Raw genomic sequence first — 19,185 nt, forward strand, 5'->3', positions numbered from 1 at the left:
TTTGCTTTTCTAGGGGGCATTGCCCGTCAGCCCAGCAAACCAGCCCGGTGGTTTTTTCTGCATCTCAACCCCCTGAACACTGGGGTGCAGCCGTTCGCTGGGGTCCAACCCCACCTGGCGCTTGCTGCGCAACAAAAAGATCTTACCCCAGCCCTGCCAGGTTCCGATCGAGGGCGCCTTGGGGTCGACCGGAAAGCGCATGCGCCAATCCTGCGGCAGCGGCAAACCGCAGTCCTCGGCCTTTTCCAACATCCAGACCAGCGGCAGATTTGACAGGGGCCGCGCCTCCTCATGCCCGGCCAGCTGACCACCAACATCCCCATGGGCCCCGTGAAACCAGACCTGCTCGATACGCCCGTTCCAGCCCTTGGGGCAGGTCCAGAGCACCGGCTTGAACACGTCACGGGTCTCGTCCAGGGCCAGGGCATGGTAGCCATGTTTCACATGCGCCCCAAGTTCGTGGTTGTGAAAGGAATGACGGCTTTCCGCCCAGCGCCATAGCAAAGGCAGGCGCAGGCCCAGCGCCTTGACAGTATCCCAAGCCCCAATCATCTCGATCTCGGTCTCTGCATGGCAATGGGCGTTGTGAAATGCCTGTGCCACCTGCGGCGATCCCCCCTGCTGGTAGTGGCGATAGGCGGTGCGGATGTTGCGCACAGTGGCATGTTCCGCCTTCAGCAGACCAACCTCTCCGATCACCCCCGCCAAGGAGCGCACCGCATAGGCCCCACGCGAGTAGCCCATCAGGTAGATGCGATCCCCCGGGCGATACCGCGAGGCAAGATAGCCATAGGCGCGGCGGATCTGCCTGTTGATGCCACGCCCCATCATCACATCCGGTGCGCTGGCCCATCCGGTCCACTGCACCCCGGCCTCATAAAAGACCGAAACCTCAGCCCCCATCTCGCAACACATCCGGTAGAGTCGGCCAGCATGGGTCTCGTGGCCGGGCTCCAGCGTTGACATGGTGCCATCCAGAATGATCACATGGGCCTGCGGCCCCCGCAGCTTGGCCTCACCCGAATGCTCTGAGCGCAATGGGCGCCCGAGCCATCCGAGTAAGCGATTACTAAGCTGCTTGAGTACCATCCTTCAAAGCTTCCCATAGTTTCAGCGGTGTGAACGGCATGTCCACCTGCCGCAGTCCCCGGTCCCAGGTGGCGTCCTGAACCGCATTGGCCAGGGCCGCCAGTGCCCCAACTGTCCCGGCTTCACCGCAGCCCTTCATCCCCATCGGGTTCTGGGTCGAGGGTACCGGTTCAGAGGTAAATCCAATCATGGGGACGTCAGCGGCGCGCGGCAAGGCATAGTCCATAAACGTTGCCGTGAGCAGCTGACCCTCTTCATCATAGACAACATGCTCCATCATCGCCTGTCCCAGCCCCTGAACCACCCCGCCATGCACCTGACCTTCGGCCAGCATCGGGTTGATAAGGTTGCCAAAATCATCAACCACCGTATAGCGGTCCGTCACACAGGTCCCGGTCTCGGGGTCGATCACGACTTCCGCGATATGGGCTCCGTTTGGAAACGAGCGCCCAGGCAATTGCGCCCGCGCCGTGTGACGCAGCAAATCAAGGCGGCCTTGCGCGCGGGCCATCTCTGCCGCCTCCAGCATAGATGGTGTCAGGTTTGATCCCGGCGCCCGGAAGGTCTCGCCGTCAAAATTCACCGCCTCTTCTTCGACGCCCATTTCTGCGGCCAGGAAAGGCGTAAAGGCGGCAACCATCACCTCCACCGTTGCCAGTGTGGCATTGGCCTGCGTCGTCACCGAGCGCGAGCCACCCGTGCCGCCACCCTTGGCAATACGGTCGCTGTCGCCCTGGATGGTCGATATCATATGCGCCGGAATACCTGTCTGATCCGCAAGGAACTGGGCATAGACAGTTTCATGCCCCTGCCCGTTGCTCTGCGTCCCGACATAGATATTCACCCGACCGTCCTCCAGAAATTCGACTTCTGCACCCTCTGAAGGATCACCCAAAATACTTTCGATATAGTAACACAGTCCAAGGCCACGCAGTTTTCCCGTCTCTGCATCCGCAGCACGACGGGCGGCAAAGCCCGCCATATCCGCCATTTCCGTAGCGCGGGACAGGATCATGCCAAAGTCGCCAACATCGTAGCTTTCACCGGTCACAGTGGCATAGGGGAAATTGGCTGGCGCGATAAAGTTGCGGCGGTGCAGCTCAAACGGATCGACCCCCAGCTCGCGCGCCGCGCGGTCCATGACCCGCTCCAGCACATAGATCGCCTCGGGACGCCCAGCGCCGCGGTAAGCATCTACCTGGGTGGTATTGGTATAGATCCCCTCCACCTGCAACCAGGCGGTTTTGATATCATAGACCCCGGCCAGAACCCGGCTGAACAGCTGGGTCTGGATCGGCTGGCCGAATTGCGAGTTATAGGCGCCAAGGTTACAGCGGGTCTTTACCCGGTAGGCGGTGATCTTCAGATCCGCGTCAAAGGCCAGTTCCGCCAGTGAGGTCAGATCACGGCCACCATTGTCGCTCAACATCGCCTCAGTACGGTCCGACATCCAGAACACTGGCATGCCCAGGCGGCGTGCCGCATGGGCCACCACAAAATACTCCGGATAGGTCATGGCCTTCATGCCAAAGCCACCGCCGACATCTGGTGTCACCACATGTACGGCCTCCTCTTCCAGATGCAGCTTGGCCGCCAGCTGGCTTTTGGCGCCCCAGACGCCCTGGCCCCCATAGGTGAAATGCAGGCGCTCCTCTTTCCAGGTGGCAAAGCAACCGCGTGGCTCCATCGCATTGACGATAATACGGTTGTCCTCAACCTGTAGCGACACGGTATGGGCAGCGGCCTCAAAGGCCGCCTCGGTTACCGCCTCATCTCCCATACCCCAGTCAAAGGCGCTATTGGTGGGGGCTTCCGGGTGCAGCGGCTCACCGCCCGCCTGCAGATCCAGCTTTACTGGTAAGTCGTCAATATCCAGCTCAATCAGCTCACCTGCATCGCGGGCCTGGTCCAGGGTATCGGCAATCACCACCGCAATAGGTTCCCCGACAAAACGTACCCGCCCGTTGGCCAGCATATGGCGCTCAGGTGCTGCACCATCGCTATCATCGCGGTTCTTGACCACGGTGGCATCCATGGTGGTGGTGAGCCCGGCCGCCTGTAGATCCGCCAGGGTCAGCACCATATGGACACCCTCCGCAGCGCGGGCCTCTTCCAGATCCAAGGTCGAGATCACCCCATGGGCAATGGGGCTGCGCAGCACCCAGGCCCGCAGGGCGCCCGCCGGGGCGCAGTCTTCAATGTAGCGCCCATGTCCGGTCAGGAACCGAACATCTTCGACCCGTTTGACCGGCTGACTTTTCCCAAATTTTTCCATGCTCGCCCCCTGTTCACGCTGGCTACTGCCGTTGAGGGGGACATTAGCTTCAGGGGCGCGCTTGTCCAGAGAGCTCAATCACCGTCGCCACGTCAGAAAGCCCATAACCGTTGAACTGCGTACTCATGGCCGAGGAATAAGCCCCCAATCCCGGGAACAACACATAATCGCCCGTCTGGGTATCCGCAGGCAGCGGCAAACCATCAGGCAAACGGTCCAGGCTGTCACAGGTAGGACCAAAGACAACACGCGGATTGCGTGCTGCATCCCGGTGCTTACCTTTTGCACTGACCACCTCAACCCGACCGGGCAGTCCCATATCACGGATATCAACCAACCCGCCGTAGATCCCGTCATTGAGAAAGACCATCTCACCGCCTTTGCGCATCCCCTTGATCCGCGCCGCCAGGGTGAAGCTCTCAGAGACCATCGCCCGACCCGGCTCGCAGATCAGCTGTGGGTGATCGGCGCCAAAGGCCGCAAGGACCGCGCCATTGATGGCCGCAAAGACCCGTTCCAGATCCGGAGCCACCCCGTCACGGTTGGCCGCAAAACCGCCGCCCACATTGAGCCGGGCAATACTCACACCAGAGGCTTCAACAATCCGCTTGGCTGCATGGATATACTCGACCCAGGCAGCCTCATCCTCACATTGGGTGCCGGGATGGAAACACAGGGCGGGCGTCCAGCCCTCAGCTGCGACACGTTTCAGCAGTTCAACCGCCTCTTCCGGCGCCGCGCCAAATTTGCTGCCAAAATCATAGGCGGCCCCTTCTACTGGCAGGGCAAACCGCACCGCGATTTCCTTATCGCGGGGGACCGCACTCAGCTTGTCCAGCTCAGAGTGCTCATCCACCGACCAGCTGGCCACATCATGGGAAATCCCCGCCGCAATCTCGAGGTCCGACCGTACCGGGTTGTTGTAATGCATAACCGCATCCGGGCTGGCCAGACGCACAGCCTGCATTTCCGCCGGAGAGGCCACGTCAAACGCGGAAATCCCAGCAGCTACCAGATTTGACAGCACCGCCTGATGCGGATTGGCCTTTACCGCATAGGTAACCAGCCCATCAAACCCGGCCTGAAACCGCTCTGCCACCTGATGCAGCACCCGCGGCGAAAAATACAGGATCGGGTGATCCGGATTATGCCGTGCCAGGTGGGTTTCGGGGTCAAGCCAGAGCGGTGGGATCTGCTGCATCGGATAAAGCCTCATGTGTTTTACTTATTTTCCGGCGTTTTGGCGTCGATATCCTCCGGCACTTCGACTAAAATGACGAAAAATATCGGCACATCGCAGGCAAACAGATGAAAACAGACGAAATAGATCAGCAGCTTTTGACCCTCTTGCGGGATAACGCCCGCCGACCAGTCGCAGATCTGGCCCGCACCCTGGGCCTCGCCCGCACCACCGTTCAGGCGCGGATTGAGCGGCTGGAAAGCACCGGCGTGATTGAGGGCTATACCCTGCGCGCCTCTGCCGCGACGCGCCCCCCGCTGCAAGCCACAGTGCTGATCTCGATCGAGCCACGCTCCGGCCCCGAAGTCCTGTCACGCCTGCGCAGCCTATCGGGGGTTGAGGTGGTGCATACCACATCCGGGCGCTTTGATCTGCTGGCCCAGGTGGTAGCCCAGAGCACCACCGAGCTGGATCAGACCATTGACCGCATTGGCGAGGCGCGTGGCGTGCGCTCCTCCGAGAGCCTGATCCATCTGGCCACCAAGCTGGACCGCACCTCCTAAGCCCCTGCATCATGACCAAAACAGGCTTTTGCGACGCAGGGCTGCGCCATGGCTTCCCCTTTGCGCCCCCATTCGCTATTGGAGGCGCAACCCCGAATTCAACCGACGCAGGACGACCCTCATGGCACTGGACAAGACATTCGACGCGGCCGAAGCTGAAAGCCGCCTATACAAAGCCTGGGAAGAGGCCGGCTGCTTTAAAGCGGGCGCCAATGCCAAGCCAGAAGCCTCGACCTATTGCATCATGATCCCGCCCCCCAACGTCACCGGCGTTCTGCACATGGGCCATGCCTTCAACAACACGCTGCAAGATATCCTGATCCGCTGGAAGCGTATGCAGGGGTTTGACACCCTCTGGCAGCCCGGCACCGACCACGCCGGCATTGCAACACAAATGGTGGTGGAGCGCGAGCTGGCCAAGACCCAGCAGCCTTCACGTGCTGAGCTGGGCCGCGAGAAGTTCCTGGAGAAGGTCTGGGAGTGGAAAGAACAGTCCGGTGGAACGATTATTGAGCAGCTCAAACGCCTCGGTGCCTCCTGCGATTTTGACCGCACCGCCTTTACCATGGCCGGTGCCCATGGTGACACCCGCACGGGCCACGAGAACTCGCCCAATTTCCACGATGCGGTGATCAAGGTCTTTGTGGAGATGTACAACAAAGGCCTGATCTATCGCGGCAAGCGTCTGGTCAACTGGGACCCGCATTTTGAAACCGCGATCTCGGACCTCGAAGTCGAAAACATCGAGACCCCCGGCCATATGTGGCACTTCAAATACCCGCTGGCGGGTGGCGCCACTTATGAGTACGTCGAGAAAGATGAAGACGGCAATGTCACGCTGAGCGAAACCCGCGATTACATCTCTATCGCCACCACCCGGCCCGAAACCATGCTGGGTGACGGCGCGGTTGCGGTGCACCCCTCGGACGAGCGTTATGCACCCATCGTTGGCATGCTCTGTGAAATTCCGGTTGGCCCCAAGGCGCAGCGCCGTCTGATCCCAATCATCACGGATGAGTACCCCGACAAGGATTTTGGCTCTGGTGCGGTGAAAATCACCGGTGCGCACGACTTCAACGACTATCAGGTCGCTAAGCGTGGCGGCATTCCGATGTATAACCTGATGGACACCAAGGCCAATATGCGCGCCGACGGTGCGCCCTATGTCGAGGAAGCCACCACCGCCCAGGCGATTGCCAATGGCGAGGCGGAGTTCACCGAGGCCAGCATCGCCGCGATGAACCTGGTACCGGAAGAATACCGTGGCATGAGTCGCGAAGAGGCCCGCAAGGCCGTGATCGCCGATATCACCGCCGAGGGACTGGCCGTGATGGTCGCCGAGACCGCAAAGGTCAAAGACGACGAGGGCAACGAAACTGAGGTGACAACCTCTGTGCCCTATGTTGAGAGCAAACCGATCATGCAGCCCTTTGGGGATCGCTCAAAGGTGGTGATCGAGCCGATGCTGACCGACCAATGGTTTGTGGAGACTGACAAGATTGTTGGCCCGGCGCTGGATGCGGTGAAAGACGGCACCGTCAAGATCCTGCCCGAAAGCGGCGAGAAGACCTATTACCACTGGCTGGAAAACATCGAACCCTGGTGCATCTCGCGCCAGCTGTGGTGGGGGCATCAGATTCCGGTTTGGTTCGGTCCACGCGTCGAAGCCGACGGAAAACTAACTTATGATAGTAAGAAGGAATTCTGCGGATCGAGTGAAGCGGAAGCCTCAGCAATTGCTCGCGAGTATTACAAGTCGGCTCTCGGCTACGATGTTGACATCTTCGCCTGTACGGACCCTGACGATGCTATTTCCAAGCGCCAAGCACGCCTTGGCCGTAATCCTGCAACATCAGGCGCAGCTTGGTCATTTGACGCTGAGGGCAATATCACTGACCTAGACATTGTCCGCGACCCCGACGTGCTGGACACCTGGTTCTCCTCCGGCCTCTGGCCCATTGGCACCCTGGGCTGGCCGGAATGGTCCGAAGAGACCTCGAAATACTTCCCGACCTCGACCCTGGTGACTGGGCAGGACATCCTGTTCTTCTGGGTGGCGCGGATGATGATGATGCAGATGGCGGTTCTGGATCAAGACCTCCCCGTCGAGCAGCGCATCCCATTCGACACTGTCTACCTGCATGGGCTGGTCCGTGACGCCAAGGGCAAGAAGATGTCCAAATCCACCGGCAACGTCGTTGACCCGCTGGAAATCATTGACGAATACGGCGCCGATGCGCTGCGCTTTACCAATGCCGCCATGGCCTCCCTTGGGGGCGTGCTGAAACTGGATATGCAACGCATCGCGGGCTACCGGAACTTTGGCACCAAACTGTGGAACGCAGTGAACTTTGCCAATTTCAACGAGGTCTACGACGAGAGCCAGCCCGGCTATACCTGCCCCGAGGCATCGGCCGCAGTAAACCAGTGGATCATTGGTGAGACCGCCAAGGTTCGCGTTGAGGTGGATGCAGCCCTTGAGGCCTACCGTTTCAACGATGCGGCGCTGTCGCTCTATGCCTTTGTCTGGGGCAAGGTCTGTGACTGGTATATCGAACTCAGCAAGCCATTGTTTGGCTCAGAGGATGAGGCCGTGATTGCCGAGACCCGCCAGACGCTCGGCTGGGTGCTGGATCAATGCATGGTGCTCTTGCACCCCATCATGCCCTTCATCACCGAAGAGCTTTGGGGCAAGACTGCCAAGCGCGACAACATGCTGGTGCATCAGGACTGGCCCTCTTATGGCCTGGAGCTGGTCAATGAAGCGGCCGACACGGAAATGACCTGGGTCATCACCACGATTGAGAACATCCGCTCCGCCCGTGCGCAGATGAACGTGCCTGCGGGCTCCAAGATCCCGATGCTGGTCACCCAGTTCGACGATGCCGCCCGCGCCGCCTGGGAGGCCAACGAGGCCATGATCCAGAAACTCGCCCGCGTGGTGAGCCTCGATCAGGTTGATGAGTTCCCCAAAGGCTGCGCCTCCGTTGCGGCCCCCGGTGCCAGCTTTGGCCTGCCGCTGGCCGACATCATTGATGTCGAGGCTGAAAAGGCGCGTCTGGAGAAAAACCTCGGCAAGCTGGCCAAGGAATTGGGCGGGCTGCGCGGTCGACTGAAGAACCCCAAATTTGTCGCCTCGGCGCCGGATGAGGTGGTGGCAGAGGCCCGCGAGAACCTCGCCCTTCGTGAAGAAGAGGAAGCCAAACTGAAAGACGCTTTGTCGCGCCTGCAGGAAATCGGCTAGAACCCCGCGCTCTGACGCAGTTACACCTATAGAAACGCCCGCCTCTGCGCGGGCGTTTTTTTGGCCGATAGCGGCAATTTTCTGAGAACTTGTCAAAGCTTCACCCGCGTAGGGGGAAAATGTTTGACAGCTCACCATTGTCATTGCTGCGGTTCTGTATCAGCTTGTTGCAAAGAGCATGAGGGAGTTCTGAAGATGCCAAAGGGCTATTGGGTCGCGCATGTCGATGTCGACGACTTGGAACGTTACAAAGACTATGTCGCCGCCAATGCAGCGCCTTTTGCAGAATATGGCGCGCGTTTTTTGGTCCGTGGCGGATCCAAGGAGGTGCGCGAAGGCGCGCTGCGCGCCCGGACCGTGGTGATCGAATTCAAGGATTTCGAAACCGCAAAATCCTGTTATGATAGCGTTGCTTACCAAGATGCCAAAGCGCTGCGTGATCCGGTTTCAACCGGCGACATGGAGATTATCGAAGGCTACGACAGCTAGGGCCAACGGATTGGCCCGGCAACCACATGCGGCTTTGCCAGCCCGGCGTTGATTAATATAGTATCTCGGGTCAGTTTTTGGGGGCCCACCTTTAGGTTTACACAACTTGGCCAGGCGCGGTTGATCCTCACCTTGGCCCTTAGATCCACGGAGTATCCCTGGCATGCTCAAGAAGTTTTTTCAGGCTTTTCGGCCAACCGACACACCGGCGTTACCAGATCCGGACGCCGAACTCGCCCTGGGGGCATTGCTGGTGCGTGTGGCCAAATCCGACCGCGAATATAAGGTAGAGGAGATCAGTCTGATTGATCGGATCCTGTCGCGGCTTTATCAGCATGACGCCCTTGAGGCCGCCAAGGTCCGCGCCACCTGTGAGAAATTGCACTCTGCCGCCCCGGAAACCGACACCTTTGGCCGTCTGATCCGCGAGACCACCGGCCTGGACGAACGCCTCGCGGCATTGGACGCGCTGTGGGAGGTGGTTCTGGCTGACCAGAATGAGCACGAGGGCGAAGTCCGCATCCTTGAGGAAGCCTATAAGGCCATGGGGTTGTCTTTTGCGGATAATGAGGCAGCGCGCGCCAAAGCCCTGGCCAAGCTCGCGGCAAGCCTAGAGGAAAAATGATGTTTAAAGAACTGCTGTCCCGCCTCTTGGCCCCGGCACCGGAGCCTTTGACGGATGAAGGTGCGCGCATGGCGCTGACTGCGCTTTTGGTTCGTATTGCCCGTTCCGACCACAACTATTCTGAAGTTGAGAAAGACCGCATCGACCGCATTATCTGCACCCGGTTTGGCCAGGATACCGGCGGCGCAATCATTCTGCGCGAACAGGCCGAAGCCATGGAGGCCGAGGCACCGGATACGGTTCGCTTTACCCGCGCCATCAAGGAGGCAATTCCCTTTGAGGACCGCATCGGCGTGGTCGAGGCCCTGTGGCAGGTGGTGCTGGCAGATGGTCACCGTGATGATGGTGAGGATGCCCTGATGCGATTGACGGCGAATCTGTTGGGCGTCAGTGATGTAGAAAGCGCCAAGGCCCGCAAGCGGATGGAGGCAGTCATATGATCGCCTTTCTCGGGATGTATGACAGACCGGAAACTGCTGCTGCCAATGATCAGCTCTGGGCTGCCATTCGCAGCAATCTGGACAAAGGCCCCGAGACCCTCTCGCGCGGGATTGACCCCTGGCAGGCCTGGAGCTCTCCCGAGCTGTTGTTAGCCCAGACCTGTGGCTGCCCGTTTCGAACCCGCCTCTATGGCGAGGTTGAGCTGGTCGGCACCCCGGATTATGGCCTGCCCGATTGCCCCCCGGGCTATTATCGCAGCGTCTTTGTCGCCAAAAAATCCGCAACCCTGCCGCCACTGGAACAATTCGATCGCACCCGCTTTGCCTATAACGACGCCTTGTCGCAATCCGGCTGGGCCGCGCCGCTGATCCATATGCAGGATCGCAATATCCTACCCGGCGCCCTGATCGAGACTGGCAGCCACCGCGAGTCAGCCCGGGCCGTCGCCGAGGGACGTGCCGATTTTGCCGCGCTGGACCTTCTGTCCTGGGAAATGATTCAGGACTACGATGATTTTGCCGATGCGCTCTGTGTTGTCGATCTCACGGTGCCAACCCCGGGACTGCCGTTTATCACTGCCCTGTCCCAAGATCCTGCGGCTTTGTTCATCGCGGTAAAATCCGCCATCTCCTCGCTGGAGGAAACCACACTTGCCACTCTGCGGCTCAAGGGGTTTTTGCACATTCCAACCAGCGAATACCTGGCGGTGCCAACACCACCGGGGCCCGTGCTCACAGAACTGAAGATAAAAGCACGCGGCTAAGGTACGCCTGCCCATTTCGACGGATGCTACCGCCATTCCGCGCAGTTACCCCCGAAACTTTCCGGTTTTAACATTGCATTCAGTCAATTTTTCGGTCCAATTAGAGCGAGTTTTTTACAACTGGGCGAAACCGTTTTGACCACTCCGACACCTGTACTCGAGATCCGCGACCTGCATAAATCTTATGGAGAGCTGGAAGTCATCAAAGGTGTCAGCATCACCGCCCATCGCGGTGATGTTGTGTCCTTGATCGGCTCATCCGGATCGGGAAAATCCACGCTTTTGCGTTGCTGCAACCTGCTGGAAAACAGCCAGGACGGTGAGATTCGGTTCAAAGGCGAACCCATCTCCTGGTCCGGTAACGGGCTGAGCCGTCGTCCCAGTGATGCCAAACAGGTGCTGCGCATTCGAACCAATCTGTCGATGGTGTTCCAGCAGTTTAACCTTTGGGCGCATATGACCATCTTGCAAAATGTGATGGAGGCCCCTGTGACGGTTCTGGGGCACGACCCCAAGGAGGTCGAGGAAGCCGCCCGTAAATATCTGGACAAGGTCGGCATTGCCGACAAATGGGATGCCTATCCGGCGCAGCTGTCTGGCGGCCAACAGCAGCGCGCAGCAATTGCGCGGGCGCTCTGCATGGAGCCAGAAGCACTGCTGTTTGATGAACCGACATCTGCCCTGGATCCAGAACTGGAACAGGAAGTTGTCAAGGTGATCAAAGACCTGGCTGCCGAAGGCCGTACAATGATGATCGTCACCCATGACATGAACCTTGCGGCCGATGTGTCAGATAAGGTTGTGTTTCTGCACCAGGGCCTTATCGAAGAACAGGGCAGCGCCGATGAGGTCTTTGGCAATACGCAATCTGAACGGCTGCGCAATTTCCTGGCGCCAACACGACATCTGCGCGCCAGTTTTTAACCCTTCGCCCGGGCCGTGATTTGGCCCTCGCGAGTACAAAAAGAAACCAAACAGAAAACAATAAACGGGAGAAACACCATGAAATCACTTATTATGACCACTGCCGCGCTGGCAATGACCGCAGGTATGGGCCTGGCTGACACCGTCCGTCTGGGCACCGAGGGCGCCTACCCTCCCTACAACTTCCTCAACGACAATGGCGAAGTTGACGGTTTTGAGCGCGAGCTGGGGGATGAGCTGTGCAAACGCGCCGAGCTGACCTGCGAGTGGGTGACAAATGACTGGGATTCCATCATCCCCAACCTGACCTCCGGCAACTACGACGCCATCATCGCCGGCATGTCCATCACTGATGAGCGCGAAGAAGTTGTTGACTTCACCCAGGGCTACACCCAGCCTTCTCCCTCGGCCTACGCAGGCATGAGCGAAGGCGTTGACGTAAAGACCGCGATCGTAGCGGCTCAGGCCTCGACCATCCAGTCGGCGCATGTTGCCTCCACCGGCGCTACCCTGGTTGAATTCGCCACCCCAGATGAAACCGTTGCGGCAGTTCAGTCCGGTGAAGTTGACGCGGTGCTGTCCGACAAGGATTTCCTGATCCCAATCGTTGCAGAAACCGAGCTGATGTTCCTGGAAGAAGTCCGTCTGGGCGGTGGTATCGGCATGGCATTCCGTGAAACCGACGACGAGCTGCGCGGCAAGTTCGACGCGGCTATCGCTTCGATGAAAGCAGACGGCTCGCTGAACGATATGCTCGACAAATGGGAAATCGAAGGCAAATTCTGATCGCCTGACAATCTCCACGATCTTTGGGACAGGGTTCGCCCTGTCCCATTCCCTTTCCTCTCCCGCCACCTCTCCACCGGTTGCGCTCTAAGGTAAGAGGCCCACCATTTTTTCCTATTGCTCCGACCCCTCCCTGCTCGAAGGTCTAAAGTGGCTCAGCTGCTATCTGACCACTGGCAAGCATATGGGTTTCTACGTCTCCTTTGGGACCGTGTTGTTGCTGTTGGCCATTACCGCGCCGGCAGCCCTTAGCTTTGGCTTTGGCGCTGCGATGCTGTCGCGCGCGCGCTTTGCCCCGGTGTCCTGGATCGGCAAGACCTATATCGCTGCCGTACGTGGTGTGCCTGACATTGCCTTCTTCCTGTTTTTTGTCATCGCCCTGGACCAGGGAATCGAGTGGGTGCTGCACCAGGCCCGTTGCCCGGAATGGACTGAGCCGATCCGTCAGGGCAGTGACTTTGTGGTCTGCGATATTGCCAAGATGCCGCTTGGCACTTCGCCGCAATGGATCCATGAGACCTATGGCTTTGCCCTGGCGGTTCTGACCTTTGCCATCGTTTTTGGCGCCTTTGCCGGTAATGTGCTCTATGGCGCGATGAATTCGGTGCCCCGCGCCCAGATCGAAACTGCCGAGGCCTATGGCATGACTCATCGTCAGGCCTTCTGGCGCGTTCTGGTGCCGCAGATGTGGGTCTATGCTCTGCCCGGCCTGTCGAACCTGTGGATGGTGCTGATCAAGGCGACGCCACTGCTGTTCCTGCTGGGTGTCGAAGACATCGTCTATTGGGCGCGCGAACTGGGTGGTTCAAAAATGGCGCGCTTTACCGACTACCCCCATGGGGACTGGCGCATGTGGTACTTCCTGGTACTGCTGGTGTTCTACCTCGTCTTTACCCGTGTGTCCGAGATCGTTCTGGCCCGTATTTCTCTGAAACTGTCCCATGGTCAGGCGACCATCGGTGGCGAAGCGCAAAGGAAAGCGGCATGAGCTGTTGGGACACAGTACAAAAGTACGCTTTTCAGTCGATTGGATTTGGTGAGCGGGTTCTCCCCAAGACTGACATCACCCTATGCGATCAGTTCACCCTGATCGGCTCGGGCATGATCGTGAATCTCTACTTTGGCATCCTGGCCGTCATCGCAGGGTATTTCTTTGCCAATGCGCTGGCGATGGCAAAATACGCAGGCAACCGCTGGACCCGGAAGCCAGCCGAATGGTTCATCTTCCTGTTTCGTGGCTCGCCTCTGTTCATTCAGTTCTTCTTTGCCTATTTCCTCTTCATCAACCTCAAAGGCGTCTTTCCTGTCCTGGGGCCTCTCAGTGCCGCCTGGCTGGGTGCGCTGATCGTATTGTTCCTGAACACGGCGGCCTACTCCGCCGAGATCTTCTACGGAGCACTTCAGTCTATTCCAAAGGGCGATATTGAAGCGGCAGATGCCTATGGGCTGACCGGCTGGTCGCGGTTTCGCAAAGTCATGTGGCCCACGATGATGCGGCTGGCCTGGCCCGCCTATACCAATGAGGCGATCTTTCTGTTCCATGCCACCACTCTGGTGTATTTCTCGGGCTTTCCGATCTGGCGGCAACAGGGAGATGCGCTCTACTACGCCAAATACATCGCCGACAAAACCTTCAACCCCTTTGTCCCCTACCCGATTCTGGCGTTCTATTTCGTCCTGCTTACCCTGATCGTCATCTTCCTATTCGGGCTGATCAACACGAGGCTGAACCGGCACATGCCGCAGAGCCTGCGGTCAAAGGTGAAGTACAAACCCAACCTGATGCGCTAGAAGATCAAAAATCTAACTCTAAAATGGCTCCTCCGGGGGCCATTTTTTATGACCTTTCCCTTGATCAAGACAGCAGAATGCAAACTTTTGATCAAATTCTCTTGGCGCAATCACAATCCTGAAGTACAACAGGGGCAACACCACCAAGGAGCCTTCGCCATGGACCTGTCCAAGCTGAAAACCATCCGCATCGCTGCCTGTGATGTGAACGGGCAGATGCGCGGCAAACGCATGCCGTCTTCGCAGGTGGCAAAGCTGGCCGATGGCGCTGCGCGTCTGCCGCTCTCTGCGCTGAACGTGGATATCTGGGGGCGTGATATCGAAGACAGCCCGCTGGTCTTTGAAACTGGCGATGCCGATGGTATTTTGAAACCCACCGGGCGTGGCCCCGTGGCGATGCCCTGGCTCGACACCCCCTCGGCGCTGATCCCGATGACGTTGGAGACCGACGACGGTGCCCCCTTTATGGGTGACCCCCGTCAGGTGCTGACCCAGGTGCTGCAAGGCTATGCAGCCCGGGGCTGGCAGGTGATGGCCGCCACCGAGATGGAGTTCAATCTGGTGGATGATACTGGTGCCCAGCCTGGCCCGCCAGCGCATCCCCATACCGGGCGCAAACTCGCCCAGCAATCCGTGCTCTCAGTAGAGGAGCTCGACGCTTTTGACGCCTTCTTTACCGACCTTTATGCCGGGGCAGAAGAGATGGGCATCCCCGCTCAATCGGCAATTTCTGAAGCCGGTTTGGGCCAGTTTGAGATCAACCTGAACCATCAAGACGCCCTGCGCGCTGCTGACGATGCCTGGCTGTTCAAGGCTTTGGTCAAAGGGCTTGCCCGCAAACATGGGATGGCCGCCACCTTTATGGCCAAGCCCTATGCCGATGATGCCGGCAATGGGATGCATGTGCATTTTTCGGTGGTGGACGAGAACGGTGTGAACGTCTTTGATGATGGGTCTGAAACAGGCTCTGAGCTGCTGCATCAGGCCGTAGCCGGCTGCCTTGCCGCGATGCCTGCCAGCACACTTGTATTCGCCCCTCATGGAAACTCCTACGCGCGTCTGGTGCCTGGTGCCCATGCCCCGACGGGTGCAGCTTGGGCCTATGAAAATCGCACTGCGGCCATTCGTATTCCCGGCGGCAATCCCAAGGCGCGGCGCATTGAACACCGCACAGCTGGCGGCGACATCAATCCCTATCTGATGCTCTCGGTTGTGCTGGGCGCCGCCCTGCTGGGTATCGAAGATAAAATGGTGCCACCCGCCGCCTCCAGCGGCAATATCTACGACCTGACCGACCTGCCGCAGCTGGCCCCGGATTGGGAGACCGCAATCTCCCGATTTGAGGAAAGCCCGCTTATCGCCCGGATCCTGCCGCAGATGATGATCCGCAACCTTGTGATGACCAAGCGACAGGAGTTGCTCGGCTTTGCCGCCCTGCCCGCAGATGAACATTGGCTCAGCTGGTTGGAAGCGGTATGAACACGGTCAGTCCTGAGGCGCGGCCTCATCCCATCCCCTTTTGATCAAATCTGGTGAACTATGAAAATCGGCATCCTGCAAACCGGCCACGCGCCTGACGACCTCATCCAGGACTCGGGCGACTACGATCAGATGTTCTGTGACCTCCTGGCGGGCAACGATTTTGAATTTGAAACCTTTGCAGTGGTGGATGGGATCTTTCCCAAAGATGCCGAGGCCGCCGATGGCTGGATCATCACCGGTTCGCGCCATGGCGCCTATGAGCCCCACGACTGGATCCCACCGCTGGAAGAGTTGATCCGGGACATTCACGCCAAGAAACAACCCATGGCCGGGATCTGTTTTGGCCATCAGATCATCGCCCAGGCCCTGGGCGGCAAGGTCGCCAAATTTGAAGGCGGCTGGGCAATTGGTCATGTGACCTATCAGCAGGACGGCGCGCCGCTGACCCTGAACGCATGGCATCAGGATCAGGTGATCGAGCGCCCGGCCGAGGCCCGCGTTCTGGCTGGCAATGACTTTTGTGAAAACGGCATCCTTGCGTATGGCGACCATATCTGGACCCTGCAGCCACATCCCGAATTCAGCAATGAATTTACCGGTGGCCTGATCGACAAACGCGGCCGCGGTGTGGTGCCAGACCAGATCCTGGACCAGGCCAGTGCCCGGCTCGACACGCCCGTAGACACCCCAAAAATTGCAACCTTCCTCGCAGATTTTATGAAGAAAGAGAGGACCTAATGTCATCTTGGATTGACGACCTACCCGAAGCGGCAAAGACCTATCTGGAGGGCCGTCGTCTCGACGAAGTTGAATGCGTTATCTCGGACCTTCCCGGTATTGCCCGTGGTAAGGCAGTACCGGCCTCCAAGTTTTCAAAGCAGGACTTCTTTCACCTGCCTGACAGCATCTTTTACCAGACCATCACCGGCGACTGGGCCGAGGCTGCTGATGATGATGGCTGGATCGAAAAAGACATGACCCTGCATCCCGATATGTCCACCGCCACAGCGGCGCCCTGGACCGGCGACTGGACCCTGCAGGTGATCCATGATGCGGTAGACCGCAATGGCGATCCGATCCCCTTTAGCCCGCGCAACGTGCTGAAACGGGTGGTGCAGCTCTATCATGATCAGGGTTGGGATCCGATTGTAGCGCCAGAGATGGAATTCTTCCTGGTGGCCCGCAATGTCGATCCTGCCAAAAAGATCGAACCGATGATGGGCCGCTCTGGTCGCCCGGCTGCGGCGCGTCAGGCCTACTCCATGACCGCTGTAGATGAATTTGGCCCCGTCATTGACGATATCTACGACTTTGCCGAGGCTCAGGGATTTGAGATCGACGGCATCACCCAGGAAGGTGGCGCTGGTCAGCTGGAGATCAACCTGCTGCATGGTAATCCGGTCAAACTGGCGGATGAGGTTTTCTACTTCAAACGGTTGATCCGCGAAGCCGCCCTGCGCCACGATTGTTTTGCCACTTTTATGGCCAAACCAATCGAGAATGAGCCGGGATCGGCGATGCATATCCACCATTCGGTGCTGGATCGCAAAACCGGCAAGAATATTTTCTCTGCCGAGGATGACACAGAGACCGAGGCCTTTTTCCACTTTATTGCCGGTCTGCAAAACCATCTGCCTGCCGGTATTGCGGTGATGGCGCCCTATGTGAATTCCTACCGGCGCTACGTCAAAGACCATGCGGCGCCGATCAACTTGGAATGGGCCCGTGACAACCGCACCACCGGTATTCGCATTCCGCTTTCCAGCCCTGCAGCGCGACGGGTGGAAAATCGCATCGCCGGGATGGACTGCAACCCTTACCTCGGAATCGCGGTCTCCCTGGCCTGTGGTTATCTGGGGTTGATGGAGCAAAAGCATCCCGACAAGCAGTTCAAAGGCGATGCCTATGAGGGTGAAGGCGATATTCCCCCGGTCATGGGCAGCGCCCTGGATCTGTTTGAGGAAGCGACAAAACTGCATGAAGTTTTGGGGCCTGAATTTGCCCGGGTCTACAGCATCGTAAAACGTGCCGAATATGAGGAATTTCTGCAGGTGATCTCCCCCTGGGAGCGTGAACATCTGCTGATGAATGTCTAGGTTTCACCTCTGAACTCAGACGTCGCCCATAGGGGCGGCGTCAGTGCAATTGAATATTTGTTGAAAGATGAATGGGGGGGGGCTGTGCGCCTATTCCCCCGACATCTCATAGAGGTGAGTGATGGGCCTGAACCTGCTTCATTCCAATGATCGCAAAGGGAAATACCCCAAAAGCTGGTACGCGGCGACAGCCACGCCTCTGGCGCCTTTTGCCCCCCTGTCCGGGGACACCCGCGCCGATGTCTGCATCATCGGGGGTGGGTTCACCGGGTTGTCGGCGGCGCTGCATCTGGCAGAGGCCGGGATGGATGTGGTTCTGCTCGAGGCCCATCGCGTCGGTTTTGGCGCCTCTGGTCGCAATGGCGGCCAATTGGGCAGCGGCCAGCGCATGGACCAGGAAGACCTTGAAGGTTTTGTAGGTAAACAAGAGGCTCAAACCCTTTGGCGGATGGGAGAAGAGGCCAAGGATCTGGTCAAATCCCTGATCATCAAACATGACATCGAGTGCCACCTGCGCCCCGGCGTTGCCTGGACCGCCTCCAGCACCAGGGACGCCATGCATCTGCATGACTACGGGCGGCATCTGCGCGATACTTATGGGTATGACCAGATTGAGCTGCTCTCGACCGAGGCCTGCCACCAGATGTGCCCCTCACCGGATTACAAAGGCGGTGTTCTGGATCATGGGGCCGCCCACCTGCATCCGCTGAACCTGTCGCTTGGCCTGGCCCGTGCGGCGGCAAAGGCTGGTGCCGCGATTCATGAGGAAAGTGAAGTTCTGGAAATCCGCGAGGGCGCAGAGGTCCGTGTCAAAACCGCCACTGGCGAAGTGCGCGCAGATCATTTGATCCTGGCCTGCAATGGCTATCTGGGTGGGTTGAACCGCCAGGTGGCCGCCAAGGTAATGCCGATCAACAATTTTGTGGTTGCAACCGAACCCCTGGGCGATGAAGCCGACAAGGTATTGGGGCGGGATGTCGCGGTGGCCGATAGCAAGTTTGTGGTCAACTACTTCCGGCTCAGCCATGATAAACGGTTGCTGTTTGGCGGTGGTGAAAGCTATGGCTACCGCTTCCCTTCAGATATTGCATCGGTGGTACGCAAGCCAATGACGCAGATCTTTCCGCATCTGAAAGATGTGCGGATAGATTATGCTTGGGGAGGCACTTTGGGGATCACCATGAAACGCATGCCCTATCTGGCACGCTTGGGGGGGAATGTGCTTTCGGCCTCAGGCTATTCCGGGCACGGAGTTGGCACTGCCATCCATGCAGGGCAATTGATCGCCCAGGCCATTCAGGGCCAGGCAGAGGGGTTTGACACCATGGCGCGCGTCCCGGCCCCAAGCTTTCCCGGAGGTCCAGCCATGCGCTCGCCACTGCTGGCCTTGGCGATGACTTGGTTTGCCCTGCGCGACCGGATCGGGATCTAACCCCT

The 19,185-nt window shown here is 58.7% G+C and carries 17 protein-coding genes; 14 read left to right on the forward strand and 3 right to left on the reverse strand.

Annotated elements, in window-relative coordinates; all coding sequences use genetic code 11:
- Positions 1–9 precede the first annotated feature (9 nt).
- From ED661_RS20010 to ED661_RS20020, 3 genes are read right to left on the reverse strand one after another with little or no spacing between them, the layout of a single operon-like run.
- The gene (locus tag ED661_RS20010; RefSeq protein WP_122076421.1) at positions 10–1,089 is read right to left on the reverse strand and encodes a DUF2235 domain-containing protein; all 1,080 of its coding nucleotides are present in this window, start codon (positions 1,087–1,089) and stop codon (positions 10–12) included.
- Positions 1,070–3,364, reverse strand: coding sequence for a xanthine dehydrogenase family protein molybdopterin-binding subunit (locus ED661_RS20015; protein WP_122076423.1), 2,295 nt, complete (start codon positions 3,362–3,364; stop codon positions 1,070–1,072). Before ED661_RS20015 ends, ED661_RS20010 begins: the two co-directional genes overlap by 20 nt.
- Before the next feature lie 49 nt (positions 3,365–3,413).
- The gene (locus ED661_RS20020; protein ID WP_122076425.1) at positions 3,414–4,565 is read right to left on the reverse strand and encodes a type III PLP-dependent enzyme; all 1,152 of its coding nucleotides are present in this window, start codon (positions 4,563–4,565) and stop codon (positions 3,414–3,416) included.
- 107 nt (positions 4,566–4,672) lie between these two features.
- On the opposite strand from ED661_RS20020, the gene ED661_RS20025 reads away from it, so the two are divergent.
- The 14 genes from ED661_RS20025 (at position 4,673) to ED661_RS20090 (ending at position 19,180) form a co-directional block, all read left to right on the forward strand.
- Complete coding sequence (locus ED661_RS20025; RefSeq protein WP_122076427.1) at positions 4,673–5,107, forward strand: Lrp/AsnC family transcriptional regulator; 435 nt, start codon at positions 4,673–4,675, stop codon at positions 5,105–5,107.
- Between the two features lie 121 nt (positions 5,108–5,228).
- The gene (locus ED661_RS20030; RefSeq protein WP_122076429.1) at positions 5,229–8,351 is read left to right on the forward strand and encodes a valine--tRNA ligase; all 3,123 of its coding nucleotides are present in this window, start codon (positions 5,229–5,231) and stop codon (positions 8,349–8,351) included.
- A gap of 195 nt (positions 8,352–8,546) precedes the next feature.
- Positions 8,547–8,840: a DUF1330 domain-containing protein gene (locus ED661_RS20035; RefSeq protein WP_122076431.1), complete on the forward strand. Its 294-nt coding sequence runs from the start codon at positions 8,547–8,549 to the stop codon at positions 8,838–8,840.
- A 163-nt stretch (positions 8,841–9,003) separates the two neighbouring features.
- The gene (locus ED661_RS20040) at positions 9,004–9,465 is read left to right on the forward strand and encodes a TerB family tellurite resistance protein (protein WP_122076433.1); all 462 of its coding nucleotides are present in this window, start codon (positions 9,004–9,006) and stop codon (positions 9,463–9,465) included.
- Positions 9,465–9,905 (forward strand): TerB family tellurite resistance protein, encoded by a 441-nt coding sequence (locus tag ED661_RS20045; RefSeq protein WP_122076435.1) that lies wholly within the window; start codon positions 9,465–9,467, stop codon positions 9,903–9,905. The genes ED661_RS20040 and ED661_RS20045 overlap by 1 nt, the downstream gene beginning before the upstream one ends.
- Complete coding sequence (locus ED661_RS20050) at positions 9,902–10,669, forward strand: phosphate/phosphite/phosphonate ABC transporter substrate-binding protein (protein WP_122076437.1); 768 nt, start codon at positions 9,902–9,904, stop codon at positions 10,667–10,669. The genes ED661_RS20045 and ED661_RS20050 overlap by 4 nt, the downstream gene beginning before the upstream one ends.
- 135 nt (positions 10,670–10,804) lie before the next feature.
- Positions 10,805–11,593: an ABC transporter ATP-binding protein gene (locus ED661_RS20055; protein ID WP_122076440.1), complete on the forward strand. Its 789-nt coding sequence runs from the start codon at positions 10,805–10,807 to the stop codon at positions 11,591–11,593.
- A 78-nt stretch (positions 11,594–11,671) separates the two neighbouring features.
- Positions 11,672–12,379, forward strand: a complete 708-nt coding sequence (locus ED661_RS20060) for a transporter substrate-binding domain-containing protein (protein WP_122076442.1) — start codon at positions 11,672–11,674, stop codon at positions 12,377–12,379.
- 106 nt (positions 12,380–12,485) lie between these two features.
- Complete coding sequence (locus ED661_RS20065; protein ID WP_122076444.1) at positions 12,486–13,367, forward strand: ABC transporter permease; 882 nt, start codon at positions 12,486–12,488, stop codon at positions 13,365–13,367.
- Complete coding sequence (locus tag ED661_RS20070; RefSeq protein WP_122076446.1) at positions 13,364–14,170, forward strand: ABC transporter permease; 807 nt, start codon at positions 13,364–13,366, stop codon at positions 14,168–14,170. The genes ED661_RS20065 and ED661_RS20070 overlap by 4 nt, the downstream gene beginning before the upstream one ends.
- A gap of 159 nt (positions 14,171–14,329) precedes the next feature.
- Complete coding sequence (locus ED661_RS20075) at positions 14,330–15,649, forward strand: glutamine synthetase family protein (RefSeq protein WP_122077095.1); 1,320 nt, start codon at positions 14,330–14,332, stop codon at positions 15,647–15,649.
- Positions 15,650–15,709: 60 nt separating this feature from the next.
- A complete protein-coding gene (locus ED661_RS20080; RefSeq protein ID WP_122076448.1) occupies positions 15,710–16,390 on the forward strand; it encodes a type 1 glutamine amidotransferase in 681 nt (226 codons plus the stop codon).
- Positions 16,390–17,748, forward strand: a complete 1,359-nt coding sequence (locus tag ED661_RS20085; protein ID WP_122076450.1) for a glutamine synthetase family protein — start codon at positions 16,390–16,392, stop codon at positions 17,746–17,748. Before ED661_RS20080 ends, ED661_RS20085 begins: the two co-directional genes overlap by 1 nt.
- Before the next feature lie 121 nt (positions 17,749–17,869).
- The gene (locus tag ED661_RS20090) at positions 17,870–19,180 is read left to right on the forward strand and encodes an FAD-binding oxidoreductase (RefSeq protein WP_122076452.1); all 1,311 of its coding nucleotides are present in this window, start codon (positions 17,870–17,872) and stop codon (positions 19,178–19,180) included.
- The last annotated feature ends 5 nt before the right edge of the window (positions 19,181–19,185 follow it).

Source organism: Pseudophaeobacter sp. EL27 (assembly GCF_900313025.1).
Taxonomy (GTDB): domain Bacteria; phylum Pseudomonadota; class Alphaproteobacteria; order Rhodobacterales; family Rhodobacteraceae; genus Pseudophaeobacter.